This is a genomic window from Archangium minus (assembly GCF_044360475.1).
GTDB classification, from domain to species: domain Bacteria; phylum Myxococcota; class Myxococcia; order Myxococcales; family Myxococcaceae; genus Archangium; species Archangium minus.
Genome location: NZ_CP043494.1, coordinates 4,503,481 through 4,517,954, shown reverse-complemented (window position 1 = coordinate 4,517,954; position 14,474 = coordinate 4,503,481). Strand labels below are relative to the sequence as shown.

The 14,474-nt window shown below is 65.4% G+C and carries 11 protein-coding genes; 5 read left to right on the top strand and 6 right to left on the bottom strand.

Annotation, left to right across the window (positions count from 1 at the left end; genetic code table 11):
* Positions 1-4 precede the first annotated feature (4 nt).
* Positions 5-3,226: a protein kinase gene (locus F0U60_RS18635; RefSeq protein ID WP_395821756.1), complete on the top strand. Its 3,222-nt coding sequence runs from the start codon at positions 5-7 to the stop codon at positions 3,224-3,226.
* Here F0U60_RS18635 and F0U60_RS18630 read toward each other — a convergent pair.
* A complete protein-coding gene (locus tag F0U60_RS18630) occupies positions 3,215-4,447 on the bottom strand; it encodes an ADYC domain-containing protein (RefSeq protein WP_395821754.1) in 1,233 nt (410 codons plus the stop codon). The genes F0U60_RS18635 and F0U60_RS18630 overlap by 12 nt on opposite strands.
* Before the next feature lie 250 nt (positions 4,448-4,697).
* On the opposite strand from F0U60_RS18630, the gene F0U60_RS18625 reads away from it, so the two are divergent.
* A complete protein-coding gene (locus F0U60_RS18625) occupies positions 4,698-6,080 on the top strand; it encodes a sigma 54-interacting transcriptional regulator (protein WP_395821751.1) in 1,383 nt (460 codons plus the stop codon).
* 4 nt (positions 6,081-6,084) lie between these two features.
* Here the strand turns inward: F0U60_RS18625 and F0U60_RS18620 are convergent, their stop codons facing one another.
* Positions 6,085-7,053: an MBL fold metallo-hydrolase gene (locus tag F0U60_RS18620; RefSeq protein ID WP_395821748.1), complete on the bottom strand. Its 969-nt coding sequence runs from the start codon at positions 7,051-7,053 to the stop codon at positions 6,085-6,087.
* 78 nt (positions 7,054-7,131) lie between these two features.
* On the opposite strand from F0U60_RS18620, the gene F0U60_RS18615 reads away from it, so the two are divergent.
* Complete coding sequence (locus F0U60_RS18615; protein WP_395821745.1) at positions 7,132-8,064, top strand: LysR family transcriptional regulator; 933 nt, start codon at positions 7,132-7,134, stop codon at positions 8,062-8,064.
* Positions 8,065-8,181: 117 nt separating this feature from the next.
* On the top strand, positions 8,182-10,338 hold the full coding sequence (locus F0U60_RS18610) for a metallophosphoesterase (protein WP_395821743.1): 2,157 nt from the start codon (positions 8,182-8,184) through the stop codon (positions 10,336-10,338).
* 83 nt (positions 10,339-10,421) lie between these two features.
* Here the strand turns inward: F0U60_RS18610 and F0U60_RS18605 are convergent, their stop codons facing one another.
* On the bottom strand, positions 10,422-11,795 hold the full coding sequence (locus F0U60_RS18605) for an MATE family efflux transporter (protein ID WP_395821741.1): 1,374 nt from the start codon (positions 11,793-11,795) through the stop codon (positions 10,422-10,424).
* Between the two features lie 135 nt (positions 11,796-11,930).
* Positions 11,931-12,389 carry a DUF4240 domain-containing protein gene (locus tag F0U60_RS18600; protein ID WP_395821738.1) on the bottom strand — a complete coding sequence of 153 codons (459 nt, stop codon included), beginning with the start codon at positions 12,387-12,389 and terminating at the stop codon, positions 11,931-11,933.
* 255 nt (positions 12,390-12,644) lie between these two features.
* Here F0U60_RS18600 and F0U60_RS18595 point away from each other — a divergent pair, with 255 nt between their 5' ends.
* A complete protein-coding gene (locus F0U60_RS18595; RefSeq protein WP_395821736.1) occupies positions 12,645-13,349 on the top strand; it encodes an Ig-like domain-containing protein in 705 nt (234 codons plus the stop codon).
* A gap of 34 nt (positions 13,350-13,383) precedes the next feature.
* Here the strand turns inward: F0U60_RS18595 and F0U60_RS18590 are convergent, their stop codons facing one another.
* Both F0U60_RS18590 and F0U60_RS18585 read right to left on the bottom strand, forming a co-directional pair.
* Entirely contained in the window at positions 13,384-13,860 is a 477-nt protein-coding gene (locus tag F0U60_RS18590) for a DUF805 domain-containing protein (RefSeq protein WP_395821733.1), read from the bottom strand.
* Between the two features lie 120 nt (positions 13,861-13,980).
* Positions 13,981-14,451 carry a winged helix-turn-helix transcriptional regulator gene (locus F0U60_RS18585; protein WP_395821730.1) on the bottom strand — a complete coding sequence of 157 codons (471 nt, stop codon included), beginning with the start codon at positions 14,449-14,451 and terminating at the stop codon, positions 13,981-13,983.
* Positions 14,452-14,474 lie beyond the last annotated feature (23 nt).

Genomic DNA, 14,474 nt, shown 5'->3' with positions numbered 1-14,474 from the left:
CCCCATGTCGACTCCCGGTAAGGAAGAGCGGACCCTCGAGCCGACCCTCGAATCAGAAGCCCCCGCCGCTCCCAGCGAGGGGCCGCGCGAGACCTTCCCGGTTCCCCAGTGGGACCGCTACGAGTTCATCGAGCCCCTGGGCCGCGGCGGCATGGGTGAGGTCTTCAAGGCGAGGGATAGACGCCTGGGCCGCGTCGTCGCGCTCAAGTTCATCCGTGGGGCGGACCCCGACCGGGTCATGCGCTTCCTCCAGGAAGCCCGCGCCCAGGCGCGCATCGACCACCCGAACGTGTGCAATGTCTACGAGGTCGGCGACGTCGGAGGAAAGGCCTACATCGCCATGCAGCTCATTGGAGGGCAGCCGCTCGACCAGGCCGCCCCCAGCATGTCCCTGCACGAGAAAGTGCAGGTCATGAAGGAGGTCGCCGAGGCGATCCACGAGGCGCACCGGCTCGGCGTCATCCACCGCGACATCAAGCCCTCCAACATCATGGTCGAGCGCGGCGAAGACGGGCGCTGCTTCCCGGTCGTGATGGACTTCGGCCTGGCCTACGACATCGGGCAGGGACACGGCCTCACGGTGTCGGGCGCGTTGATGGGCACGCCCTCGTACATGGCGCCGGAGCAGGCCCGCGGTGATGTGCGGAGCATCGACCGCCGCTCTGACGTCTACAGCCTGGGCGCGACACTCTACGAGCTGCTCACCGGAGTCACACCGCTCTCCGATACCTCGCTCACCGGAACGCTGCAGAAGGTGCTCCACGAGGATCCGCCCCCCGCGCGCACGCATGTGCCCCACCTCCCGAGCGACCTGGACACCATCACCCTCAAATGTCTCAGCAAGGAGCAGGACCAGCGCTATCCGTCCGCGCGGGCCCTGGCCGAGGACCTCGGGCGCTACATCGATGGGGAGCCCATCCTCGGGCAGCGCCCGAGCGTGCTGTACCGGCTCCGAAGGCGCGCACGGAAGCACCGGACCCTGGTGGCCGTGTCGGCGGTGTCGCTGGCGAGCATCGCCGTTGTGGGGGCCTTCGGCGCGAGCTCCTGGCTGGAAGCGCGACACACCCGACAGCAATCGGAGGAACGCGCACAGCTGGCCGGGCAACTCGGGCAGCAGGTGAAGGAGCTCGAGTGGTTCCTGCGCGCGGCCCACACGCTGCCCCTACACGACACCAGCCGTGAGCAGCAGCTCGTGCGCGAGCGCATGTCGCGGATTGCCACGCAACGCCATGACCTGGGCGCTCACGGCGAGGGGCTCGTGCACTACGCCCTGGGCCGCGGCTACCTGGCGATGCACGAGTTCGAGCTCGCCCACGAGGAGCTGACGCGCGCACAGGAGAAAGGCATCGACTCGCCCGAGCTGCACTTCGCACGCGGCCGAGTGCTCGGCGAGCTGTACCACCGGGCCCTGGAAGACGCGCGGCGCAGCGGAGACAAGGCCTGGGTCGCCGAGCGGCAGCAAGAGCTGGAGAAGCAGTACCTCGAACCAGCGCTCCAGTCGCTCGAGCGCAGCCAGGGGCTCGAGCTGGAGTCACCCCGCTACCTCGAGGGCCTCATCGCGTTCTACCGCCGGGAGTACGACAAGGCGGCACGGCTCGCGGAGCAAGCGGTCAAAGAGACGCCGTGGATTTACGAGGCCCGGAAGCTCGCCGGGGACGTGGCCTACACACGCGCGATGGAGCAAATGGAGCGGGGCGAACACGCTCTGGCGCGTTCCGGTTTCGACGAGACAGTCGCCCTCTATGAGCAGGCAGCCGAGTCCGGGCGCAGCGATGCACGCAACTACGAGGCCCTCGCGGAGGCGTGGCTGCAGCAGTCGCAGCTCGACTCCCGGCAGGGCCGCTCGCAGAAGTCCGCGCTGGAGCGAGCGCTGGCAGCGGCGGACAAAAGCATCCAGGCGGCCCCCCAGCGCGCGTCGGGGTACACCAAGAAGGCCCACGTCCTGACGTTCTGGTACCAGCTGATGAAGTTCCAGGGCGGTGGGTTGGATCCGAAACCCATCCTCACCGAATGGAGGGACACCGCTGCTCGCGCCACCGTGTTGGAGCCACGCGATGTGTATGCCTACGACACGCTGGGACTCAGCTACTTCATGGGGGGTCTTCAAGAGGCACGGGAAGGAAAGGATCCGGGCTCTTCCTGGGACAAGGCCATCGCCTGGCTGAACAAAGCGCTGGAACTCCAGCCCAACTACCCGTGGGCCCACAACGACCTGGCGCAGGTCTACCGATGGAAGGGCAATCATCAGCGGGAGCACGGCCAGGACCCTCGAGCGGCCTACGCCGAGGCGGAGCGCCACCTCGTCCTGGCAGCGCGCAGCGACCCGAACTATCTCTTCGCGTACGAGAACCTGACCGACCTCTACAACACCCGAGCGGACATCGAGCTCTCGCGCGGGATGAATCCCCAGGCGGAAGTGGAGAAGGCGCTCCAAACGAGTCAGCAGGCGCTCTCGCTGAACGGCAACTACCCTCCGGTGCTGAACCAGGCAGCTATCGCGGAGTTGATAGCCGCGCGGTACCTCACTGACAGCGGAGGAGAGCCACGAGCGGCATTGGAACGGGCGCTCCAGTACCTCGACCGCTCCCTTTCCATCAACCCCTCATCCGGGCGGGCCCAGGTCTACCGGGCCAAGGTCCACCTCGTGGCGCTGGACCACGCTCTGCGCGAAGGCCTCGAGCCCAGCACCTGGCTTGAAGCAGGGCGACGCGCGCTGGAGGAAGCCTCCCGCCATGGCGCCAGCCAGGTCGAATGCCAGATTGTGAGCGCGAAGCTGCACCTGGCGGAAGCACGGTGGGCGCAGCGGCAAGGGCGCGCGGTCCTGCCACGGCTCCACCAGGCGCTCGCCGAGGCCCGACGCGCCGTGGAGATGTACCCCTACGTCGGTGCACACCAGGCGTTGGCCCACGTTCATTGGCGGCTGGCGGAAGCTCAGCCGCCTGGCAGGGAGTCCTCCTCAGTCGCCGAGGGTCTGGCCCAGGTGGACCTGGCGCTCAAGCTCGACCCGAACCTGGCACACGCCCACGCCCTGCGTGGAGCGCTCCTGTTGATTCAGGCTCGGACGATGCGAAAGGCCACGGAGCGCCTCGACACCGTCCACGAGGCCCGGACCGCACTCGCACGGGCCCTCGAGCTCAATCCCTTGCTCCGGAAGGAGTACGAGGAACCCCTGCGCGAAGCGGAGGCACTGCTCTCCAAGTCGAACCCGCCTGGCTCAGAACTGTAGTTTCTCGGGGCCAGTGGCGACCTTGCCCTCTCTGCTCCAATCAGGAGGAGTGCACGAGGGCACCTTGTGAAGGTTCTTGAGGTTCGTGACGGTGCTCTTGAATCTCGAACGGCGCATCTTCTCTGTGTCGATGCACACCGCCCCCGCGGGGCTCCAGATCGCCTCCAGGTTCTCGATGTTGTTGTCCTTGATACCGTACTGATCGCGCAGGAAGATGCTGGTGCCCTTCACCGTATAGGTATTGAAATCCTTGAACCCGACGAAGTAGGCGGCACGCTTGGCCTGGAGACAGGAACCAAAGGCATAATCACTTCGCTCCGGCGTACCCGGCTTGTCATTCCAAGGCGTATAACCCCAGCTCAAGCAGGTGACGATGGCTCCTGTCTCGCAACCCATGGTGGTCGAGTTGGGATTGGAGGAGACGAAAGCACTCAGCCCGCTGATCCTCTTCTGGCCAAGGAAGGCGGCGACGGCATCCGCGCTCGGCTTCTCCGGGCTCTCGTTCTTTCCCTTGCAGTGGAACAACCACCCCTGCTCGCCGGCCTCACGATAGCGGACCTGGTACCGCTGGACCCCATCCGCTTGGGTCTTCTCCGACTGGATGGGGGTTATCTTCAACTCGTAGTTGGCGAGAGGGCTCGCATCCCCGTTTCCAGTGCGAAAGGAACCAACCCAGAGCGTCAGCTTCTCCAAGTCCGCCCCTGTCGCGGTGTACTCCTTTTTATTCAAGACGTACTTGATGCTCAGCTGGCTCTTGTCACTCTGGATGGCACTCACCACGACGTCCGTCCCCTGGAATTTGCCCATGACGGGTTTCTTGTAAATCTCCCGCGGAGATTCCAGATCCCGGACCTCGAGCATGACGCTGTCCGAGGTTTTGACGAAGGCCTCCGGGCAAAAACGTGGCTCCCCCCCGAAGAGGAAGCAATAATTGCCCTCCACCACAGTGTAGATGCCCTTGCCGTTGATTCCACCGGGAGGGCACTCCCCCGTGGGGCATTGATCGGTCAAACTCATCGTCGCGACTCCGCAGTCGCTGGCGGTATCGGAGCAGCCGATGGGCAAGATGCCTCGGGGGCTCTGGCCTGGGTTGGGTCGAATCGTCTCCATGCACCCGGCACACCCGTTGGTCACCACCGCTACCGCGATGCACATGAGCCACACGGACATCCGCTTCGTGTTCTCCCGTCCCTCCACTTCGTACTTCCTCGTCGCATCCACTTCAGTCTCCCCCTCAGCTGCGAGTGCTGGCCGGCCCTACCCAGTCCTGTTGGCGATATCGCCGCGCTCGCTGGTCGACACCGGGCTTAGCCAAGACCATGCCAGCGGGTCAAAGACGGGGAACCTCCAAGGATCCCGGGCACATGCCACGCGAGGAACCGTGAGGCAGCGAGTCCCTGGCACAGAGAGCCGGCACATGGCACACGCAGTGGCACAGGAAGCTGTGCCACCCCGCCTATAATGCCCGCCCATGGAACAGGACGGGTCGACCCTGAAACCGAGTGGGATTCGTGGCGACAAGGACGCCTCCGGAGTGGAGCGCGTCCCGGGACTGCTGCGCCTGTTCGCCCCGGGGAAGGCGCTGGCGGTGGCCCTGCCCCTGCGCGGCGGCGAGCTGGAGTTGGGCCGAGGCTCCCCAGCACTGGGCGAAGCGCAGGACCCCCGGATGTCACGCCGTCATGCCCGCATCCGCTTCGACGGGCGCCGCTTCTGGGTCACCGACCTGGGCAGCCAGAATGGCACCTTCGTGGATGGAGAGCCCGTGCCCGCCGAGACGCCTCGCGAGGCGCAGCGGGTCATCCGCATGGGGGACTCGCTGTTCGTTCCCTGCGCGGACGTGAATCCGCTCGAACAACAGGGGGTCGTGACGCGCAATGGCTTCGTGCGCGGTCCGGCCCTCCAGACGCTGCTCGAGGAGGTGGCGCGCGCGGCCCGGCTCGGCTTCCCCCTGCACATCCATGGAGAGAGCGGAACGGGCAAGGAGGGCGTGGCGCGGGCGTTCCACGAGAACGGTCCACGGAGCGCGGGGCCCTTCGTGGCGGTCAACTGCGCGGCCATTCCCCAGACCATCGCCGAGCGGCTGCTGTTCGGTGCTCGGAAGGGGGCCTACTCGGGCGCCGAAGCCGACGCCCAGGGCTACCTCCAGGCGGCTGACGGCGGCACGCTGTTCCTCGACGAGGTGGTGGAGTTGGATCTCTCGGTCCAGGCCAAGCTGCTGCGGGCGCTGGAGACCAAGGAGGTCCTCTCCCTGGGAGCGGCGAAGCCAAAGACAGTGGACATCCTCATCTGCTCGGCGAGCAACAAGGATCTCCGGGGGCTGGTGGCGAGCGGGAAGCTGCGCGAGGACCTCTACTTCCGCATCGGCCGGCCTGAGGTGACGATACCGCCCCTGCGCCAGCGCCCCGAGGAGCTCGCGCTGCTCATCCAACGAGAGGTGCAACAGGTGGCACCCGAGCTGGGGCTGCACATCTCGCTGGTGGAGGCGTGTCTGCTGCGGCCCTGGCCGGGCAACGTTCGCGAGCTCCTGGTCGAGACCCGCAGTGCCATTCAGGCAGCGCTCATGCAGGGAGCCCAGCGCGTGGAGGCCCGACATCTGAGCCCAAGCGCCGGCACCGCGTTCAGCGCCGCTCCCCCTCCCCTACCCGCGCCGGAAGAGCGGGTGCTGCCGAGGGAGGCGCCCTCGAGGGCCAGGCCCATCGAAGCGGACGAGCGTGCGCGCATCGAAGAGGCCTTGCGGCAGCAGGGCGGCAACGTGGCCGCCACGGCGCGAGCGCTCGGCATGCACCGCACACAACTGCGCAGGTTGCTCGAGCGGCATGAGATCGCCATCCCCGCAGGGAACGAGCTCGAGTAAGCCCTCAGCGCGGCCAGGACGAGGGCGGCGCCCCGATGCACGGCGGCACCTCCCCCTTGTCGGCGCCGAAGAGCTCCACGAAGGCCTGACCATCGTGCGCGGGCAGGATGAGCAACTCCGGATCCTGCGCGTGGAGTTGCACCAGCTTCGCCACCTCCTCCTGGGTACGCGCGGAGTCCTCGTCGGTGAGCTGCCGCATCAGCCACGACTTCCCCACGTTGCGCTCAATGGATTCCCGCAGGTTGATGAGGTCGCCCACGTGCACGAAGCGCAGGGCCGGAGACACGTTCACGAACGTGGCCACGCTGCCTGGTGTGTGCCCGAAGGTCGGCACCACCACCACGGAGCCGTCACCGAAGACGTCGAAGTGGGCGTCGTAGTTCGCGTAGGGCTCCGCCACGAAAGGAATGGGCACCATGCGGCCCTTCAAGGCCCGAGCCTGCGCGGGGAGCGTCACCCCGCGAGGGTGCTCTAGCTCCGCTTCGACGAGCTGCCTCTCCTCGGCGGCCAGCCACACTGGCACGTCCGGCAGCGATGCCACCCCACCCGCGTGGTCCGCGTGCACGTGAGAGAGGAGCAGCGCCTTCGGTTGGGTCACCCCAAGCGCGGTGAGGGCGTCCTTCAAGTTCCGCCGCGGCACGTTGCGACCCGCCGTCTGGGAGAAGATGAAGCGACCCCAGGCGCCCAGCTCCCGCTGCTCCTCCTGCGCGTGAGCGGAGATGCCGGTGTCGAGCACAAGGTCGCCCTCCGGGTGGCGGATGACGAGCGCCGCGGAGGTCACCTCCCAGGTGGCGGCCACGGTGGAGCCGCCCGCGCCGTAGCCCCCCGACACCGACACGCCCCCCGTGTCGATCCAACACACCTGAATCGGCGTGGCCGGAGTCGGCGGGGGCGCGAAGGCATGGGGCCCAGCCGGGGGCAACGACGCACACGCGGTGAACAACAGCCATGACAACCCGAAGAGTTTCCGCATGGAGCACTTCTCCTGAAAGTTCGGAGGTTCGACAGCACAGTGCCCGCTCTCCGCGCCATTTGCCTCCTGGATGTGGGAATGAGCGATATTCACGGTGTGAATCTGGCCAACTTCGACCTGAACCTGCTCCGCGTGCTCGACGCGCTCTTCATCGAACAAAGCGTGGGGCGCGCGGCGGCGCGCTTACGGCTCTCACAGCCAGCCACCAGCAACGCCTTGGCACGACTGCGCGCCGCGCTCGGAGACCCGCTCTTCGTGCGAGGCCGTCAGGGGATGGTGCCCACCGCGCGGGCACGAGCCCTGCGCGGGCCCCTCACGCTCGCGCTACGGCAGCTCCAGGAGGCCCTGGTGCCGCCCGAGGACTTCGTGCCCGAGACCGCGCAACGCACCTTCGTCCTGGCCGCGAGCGACCACGCCCAGCTCCTCGTGCTGCCGCAGCTCGCGGCACAGCTCTCGCACTACCCCGGTGTGCGATTGCGCGTGGTACCGCTCCCTCGCGACTTCCCCACCACCGAGCTGGAGACCGGCGAGTTCGACCTGGTGCTCGGCGTCTTCGACCTCGCCCCGGGGGACCGGGCACCGCGAGGACTCCAACGGCAGGTGCTGGTGCGCGAGCGCTACATGCTGGTGGGCCGCAGGGACCATCCCGCGCTGCTCAAGCCGCAGCGCTTTGACCTCTCTCTGCCCCAGTTCCATGTCTCGCCGCGTGGCGGCACCGAGGGGAGCTTCGAGCGCAAGACGAAGGTCCGTCGCAACATCGTGCTCTTCACCCCTCACTACCTCGTGGCGCCCTGGGTGCTGGCGAGCACCGAGCTCATCGCCGCACTGCCGGAGCGGGTGGCGCGCCGCTTCGCCGAGGCCTTCCCACTCACCGTGGTGCCGGTGGAGCTCCCTCACGAGCCGCTGCGAGTGCAGCAGCTCTGGCACCCGCTTCGGCAGCAGGACCCCGCGCACCGCTGGCTCCGAGAGCAGGTGCTCGCCGCGGCACGAGCAGCACCCGCGGGCTCGTGAACCGGCGACCTGTGAGTCACCCACATGTAACCAACATGTAATAAAGAGGCCACCTCCCCGATGCAATAACGTGAAGCGTATTCGAAATTTTGACAATCAATTGCACGGGGTTCATACATGAGCATCAAGATGCAATTGCGCCCGACGCATGCTGGCGCGGCGCTGTTGGCGGCACTGCTGTCCTCCTGCGACGAGGAGCGCCCCCGTCCGGAACCGGAGCCGGAAGTGCCCGCTGCCACGCCCAGCGTCGCCTTCATGACGGATGTGCACTTTGAAAACGTCTATGGCGATTTCAAGAGCACGCAGTTCGCGGGCATCCCAACCAAGGATGGCAAGAACGCGACCATCCGCACCATGTATGCGCAGCTGACCTCGACCCGCCTGTTCAACGAGAACTACTTCGCCTTCCGCGCCGCACTGGATGACGCGTACGCGAAGGGCGTGCGGCTGGTCGCGCTTCCGGGCGACTTTTCCGACGATGCCCAGCCGATCAACATCAACGGCATCGCCGACATCCTGCATGAGTACCAGGCCAAGGGCATGCGCTTCTTCATCGCGCCCGGCAACCACGATCCCAACGAGCCGTATGACGATGACGAGGCCGGCAAGAACGACTTCCTGACCCAGGATGGCAAGGAGCAGAAGGTCTACGCCACCGGCAATGCCGCCTGCAAAGCCAATGACCCAAGCGTGGTCTGCACCAATGAGTTGATGGAGCAGGGCTACGAGAAGCTGCTCGGGAAGCTGGGTGATTTTGGATACATGCCGAACAAGGCGGACCTGCACTGGGAGACGCCCTTCAGCCAATACAGCAACGGCCAGTACAGCCATGAAGAGGCTGTGGCCCAAGCCGAGCTGAAGAATCGCCAGTTCGAAATCTGCGCCGAGGGCGAGGGCGGCAAATACAAGGCGGCTGGCGAAGCCGAGCTGGGCAGGCCCTACACCCGGTGCACCCACATCACCGACTCCAGCTACCTGGTGGAGCCGGTCAAGGGATTGTGGCTGCTGTCGATCGACGCCAACGTCTTCGTCCCCAACAGCAAGTTCGACCCGGCCAACCCGACCTCCTTCAAGGGTTTCGATGGCGCCGGCAATGCGGGCTGGAACAAGGTGCTGACGCACAAGAAGCACCTGCTGGAGTGGATCAAGTCGGTGACCGAGCGGGCCAGGGCGCAGGGCAAGCAGCTGATGGCCTTCTCGCACTACCCGACCATGGACTTCTACGCCAACCAGACCCAGGCGATGAAGGCAGTGTTCAAGCCGGGCGCCTTCCAGACCGCCCGTGTTCCGGAAGCGGCAACCACGGCGGCGCTGGCGGCCACCGGTCTGCGACTGCATATCGGCGGCCACATGCACTTCAACGGCACCAACGACTACCAGGACGCGGCCGGCAACTTCCTCGTCAATGTCCAGTCGCCGTCGCTGGCCGTGTATGGCGCGTCCTACAAGATCGTCACCTACAAGGACCTGGACACCGTCGATGTGCAGACCATCGGCCTGAGCTCGGTGCCTCGCTTTGACGAGCTGTTCCCGCTGTACCAGACCGAGTACGACTACCTCCAGGCCAGCACCGCCAGCGGCGACGTGGCCAAGCGCTGGAACCGCGCCATCCTGGACACGAAGTCCTACGGCGAGTTCACGCGCTACTACTTCGGCGAGCTGTCGCGCCTGCGCTTCATGGACGAGTACTGGCCGTGCGAGATGAAGGAAGCGGCGAAGTCACTGGACGGGAAGCAGATGCTGATCCTGTCGCAGTTGCAGACCCAGGTCACACTGGCGCAGCTGAAGGACGCACCAGGCATCGTGCCGATCAGCGCAACCTGCGCGGCGACGGGCACGGCAACCGGCTCGGCAGTCGCAGCCAGCCAACTGAGCGCCGACTGGGCCGAGGCAACCGCCAAGGCCGAAAAGCTCGCCAGCGCCGCGGGCCTGAAGCTGGACGACTTCGCCAAGATCACGGCTTATGACTTTTATGGTGACTTCCACCGCACCGTGTACGCGGGCGAGCTGGCGCTGCGCGACATGGGCGCTGAGCGCGTGAGCCAGTACAAGGTGCTGATGGGCGCGTTCCCGGCCAGCCCGGCGGAGATCCTCAAGATTGGCGATAAGCCCTCGGACCAGAACGCCGTCCACGTGCTGTTCCAGAACCAGTTCAAGCAGGTGTTCGCCATCTTCAAGGGGCTCGGTTCGGCCAAGCCGAGCGATCACTTCACGATCGACTTCAAGGGCAAGAAGGTCACCAACGCCAATGACAGCGCGCTGAGCTTCAACTAAGCACCCCCGACACAACTCGTGGAGCTGGTCCCGCCCCAGGCCAGCTTCACGAGGCCAATTGCTTCATCTCCTCGAGCCACCTTTCATCCGCCGAGCGCCACCGTGGCGGTCTGCTCCTGGGGCGCGACGAGCGAGTGCCTCTCCCAGGCCCGGCTCTTCCAGCGGTACCAGAAGACAAGACCTCGCGTCCATTCGTCCGCCGCGATCGCGAGCCAGATACCGGGCAGCCCCAGCTGGAGCTTGAAGACGAGCAGATAGCCCAGCGGCAGGCTCATACAGACCATGGAAATGAAAGCCATGTAGACGGTGAACTGCGCATCCCCCGCGGCACGCAGAGCGTTCACCAGGACGAGGTTGAATGATCGTCCGGACTCCAGCAGCAGGCTCAACAAGATGACCCGTGACGTCAACAGCAGGATGTCCCCATTGGTCGTGAACAGGCCAACCAGTGGCTGGCGCACCAGGATGACGAGCACGTCCACCAGGACGGTGATTGCCACTGCCCACTTCAAGCTCGCCAGCGCCTGCCGGTAGGCCGCGTCTGGCTGGCTCGCTCCCACCATCCGCCCCACCAAAATGGCCGTCCCCATCCCAATCGCCAGGCTGCACAAGAAGACATATTGGGAGATCGCCATCGCGTACTGCCGGGACGCCAGCGCTGTGGGGCCGAGGAACGTGACGTAGTACAGGAACACCGTCTGGCACGAGTGATAGGTGACCTGCTCGATGGCCGCCGGGACGCCCACCTTCAAGAGCTTGCGGATGTACTCCCCCGAGAACGTCACGAAGTCACGCGGCACCATCCGCACGTCCATCACCTGGTAGAGCATCCACGCGAAGACAACGAGCGCGGCGGCCCGGCTCACCCCCGTGGACACCGCTGCCCCCGTTACCCCCAGCTCCGGCATCCCGAGATGGCCGAAGATCAGGGCGTAGTTGCACAGCACGTGAAGCACATTCATGCCCAGCGACACGTACATGGATTGCCGCGTGAAGCCGTAGGTACGGATGAGGGCGGCGATGACGTTGATGAGGGCCTGCAGGAAGATGAATCCACCCGCGATCCGCATGTACGCCTGTGCGTGGGCCAACACCACGCCTTCCAGGTTCATGTGGCTCAAGATGAAGCCGCCGAGCAACAGCAGCGTCGCGCTCACGACGAGCCCGAGCAGCAGGTTCAGCGTGATGGCCAGGGCCGAGATCCGGGCGGCCTCGGCGCTCCTGCGCGCCCCGAGGTACTGCGCCACGACGATGGAGGCGCCGTGGCTGATGACATTCATGATGAGAATGCACAGAGAAATGTACTGATTGACCACTCCGACCGCGGAGACGGCCTCGTCCGACACACCGCTGAGCATGAGCGTGTCCGACGTGCCCATCAGCATGAACAACAACAGTTCCAGGAAGATGGGCCAGGTCAGCCGGAACAGCCCCAGGGAGGGTTTCGGTACGTCCATGGCCCTCGCATGTTGCACGGACCGAGCGGGCTGTCGAGCACCGCCTGTCCGCTCGCTCGGCGGCCCACAGGGCCCACCTGGGACGACAACACCCTCTCCTACATGGGGTGACAGACGATCAGCAGTTCGGCAGCCTCAGCCAGCGAGCACGTCCAGCAGGTCTTCACCAAAGCGCCGTTCATAGACCGCGTGAGCGATGGACTCAGGTGCGAGGTATCCCGCGTATTCGCCACGAACACCCTTGGTGCTCCACGTAACGTAGGCGCTCGGCTCCCCTTCGCTCACTCGCCAGTACTCGCGGACCAGCGCCTCCTGGTTCGCGCTGGAGTCGACGGCCTGCTGCCACACGGACCTGCCTTGGGACACCACCCAGGCCGTGAAGTCCTCGGTGCTGTCCTCCGAGAACTCAATCCCATCGACGACCGGTCCGTTCCACGGCTCGGCGACACGTGTGGCCGCGTCAAGATAGAAGCGCTGAAAGTCCTCGACATCCTCTCGCTTCGCTGACTCCAGCCACTCGCTCAGAGTCGCGAGAGACGGCTTGCAACTCTCGATGACCTCCCAGAACCACGGTGCGATGTCGTCCTGCGACATGAGTCCTCCATCAGGGGCCGAGCAGCGTGCGGAGCCGCCTGGACAGCCGGCGACTCAACCCGAGGTATACCCCGACCGCATCGAGGAAGCGCCTTCCCGACGTAACGGGGCGCTGGAGTTGATGCCAAAAAATGTCTCGCAGGGCATGTACTTGTCGCACGGAGAGCGAATTCCTAGCTTCGGAGCCAAATCCTCTCACGCTGTGAGGTCTCCGTGCGTCATTGCTTCGTGTCTTCTATTGCACCTCTTGCCCTCATGGGCTTGTTTGCTTCCGCCACCGCGACCGCGGAGCCAGACCCCACGAATCGCCCTCCGGTGCTCACCGCGGGCCCCTCCGCTTCGGCCACGGAGATCAACGAGCAGACCTCCGTCGACCTCTTCGTGAGCGCCTCGGATCCTGACAACGACCCGCTCACCTACACCTGGGAATGGGAGGACTTGAACAACCCCTACTATCCCCAACCGGGAAGCTTCAGCAGTACCACCGTTGCGAATCCCAGCTGGACGGCCCCCAACATCCACTTCTCCGACAAGGTGTACCTGCTCAAGGTCACCGTGTCAGACGGCCGAGGCGGCACCGTTCAAGGCTCCGTCCCCGTCAGTGTCCTCTGGGTGAACCAGCCTCCCGCGGGAGGCACCCTCACGGGGCCCACCACGCTGGAGTCGGGTCAGCGGGGGATGTTCTCTGTCGACGCAAGCGATCCGGACGGCGATCGACTCTGGTACGCATGGGTCCAGCAGTCCCCCGCGTCTCCCGTGGGGAGCTTCTCGAGCATCATGGGGCCGGAAGGCTCGCAGTTCGCGACCATGTACTGGACGGCTCCCGTCGTAAGCCAGGAGACCTTGTTCACCCTGCGCGTCTGGGTGGGCGATGATTATGGCGACACGGTGGATCACACCCTCACCGTGAGAGTCACGCCCCCTCAAACCGGCGCTCCGCTTGGGAGCACCAGCATGTAAAAATTCTAGGCTCGGAGGTCCCGTAGGGGGCAGTTCAGACGAAGTTCACCTGCGAGACAGGCGGCGGCCCAAAGCGGTTGGGGCCGGGCTCGCCCTTGGTCAGGCCGACCCAGAGCAGGAAGGCCAGGCCGACCAGGAAAGCCAGGCCCATGAAGCCTAGTGCGGCGCCCATCCCGGCCATGGCGGACCCGACCGCGGCGGAGTCATCCCCCTGTTCGTTCATGGAGGCTGCACCCATCATGGCCATGCCGCCACTCACCGCGGCGAGGACCATGGCGATGACCGTGGCGCCGAAGGGGATCAGTTGGAGCCAGGCGGTCTTGCCCATGTCGTGTAGCCGCTTGGAGTGAATGCAGATCTGCGGCCAGAGCAGCAGGAATCCGAGCAACTGGCCAAGGATCGGGATCACTCCGAGCACGAAGCTCGCCACCACGATGATGGCGAAGCCGATCCAGAAATCACGCCGTTCGATACGGCCCTCGGGCGACAAGAAGAACGTTTTCCAGTCCATGCGTACCTCGATGGGGCTGAGGGGTCGTGGGAACCTATAGCACGACCCACCAGGGCCACCCACGGAAGCACATTTCGTTGTACAATCCTTGAATCCGATATTCTTTCCATGGATTGAGAATTAGCGACGAGGCCGCTTCGGAGGCGATACCGGGAGCTTCTTGACCGAGGTATCCGCCCAGCCCAGCGCGCGCCCACTCCTGGAGCGCAGCTCCAGCCGGCCAACGGGCTCACCCTTCTCGTTATCAACCAGCAGGGAGTGGGGCTCGCCGGGCTCGTAGAGATACGCCTCGCCCCACTGGCGCAAGCTCACCACGACCAGGAAGAGGCCACATCCCTTTTCCGTCAGGACATACTCCTGGTAGGCGCTGCCATCGGAGGCCGGCGCCAGCTCCAGGACTCCCATGGCCACCAGGTTGCGCAGGCGCGTCGCCAAGATGCCTTTCGCCACGCCCAGGCTCTTCTGAAACTCGCCAAAGCGGCGCATGCCATCAAAGGCATCCCGAATGATCAGAAGAGACCACCAATCGCCGATGACATCCAGCGATCGCGCAACCGGGCAAGCCGCTCCTTCGAGACTGGTACGCTTCATATCTGGTTCCAAGATAGAACTGG

Bases quoted from the DNA above. Each gene is read 5' to 3' on its own strand.
- F0U60_RS18635 (WP_395821756.1), top strand. From the start codon at position 5: ATGTCGACTCCCGGTAAGGAAGAGCGGACCCTCGAGCCGACCCTCGAA.
- F0U60_RS18625 (WP_395821751.1), top strand. From the start codon at position 4,698: ATGGAACAGGACGGGTCGACCCTGAAACCGAGTGGGATTCGTGGCGAC.
- F0U60_RS18620 (WP_395821748.1), bottom strand. From the start codon at position 7,053: ATGCGGAAACTCTTCGGGTTGTCATGGCTGTTGTTCACCGCGTGTGCG.
- F0U60_RS18615 (WP_395821745.1), top strand. From the start codon at position 7,132: ATGAGCGATATTCACGGTGTGAATCTGGCCAACTTCGACCTGAACCTG.
- F0U60_RS18610 (WP_395821743.1), top strand. From the start codon at position 8,182: ATGAGCATCAAGATGCAATTGCGCCCGACGCATGCTGGCGCGGCGCTG.
- F0U60_RS18605 (WP_395821741.1), bottom strand. From the start codon at position 11,795: ATGGACGTACCGAAACCCTCCCTGGGGCTGTTCCGGCTGACCTGGCCC.
- F0U60_RS18600 (WP_395821738.1), bottom strand. From the start codon at position 12,389: ATGTCGCAGGACGACATCGCACCGTGGTTCTGGGAGGTCATCGAGAGT.
- F0U60_RS18595 (WP_395821736.1), top strand. From the start codon at position 12,645: ATGGGCTTGTTTGCTTCCGCCACCGCGACCGCGGAGCCAGACCCCACG.
- F0U60_RS18590 (WP_395821733.1), bottom strand. From the start codon at position 13,860: ATGGACTGGAAAACGTTCTTCTTGTCGCCCGAGGGCCGTATCGAACGG.
- F0U60_RS18585 (WP_395821730.1), bottom strand. From the start codon at position 14,451: ATGAAGCGTACCAGTCTCGAAGGAGCGGCTTGCCCGGTTGCGCGATCG.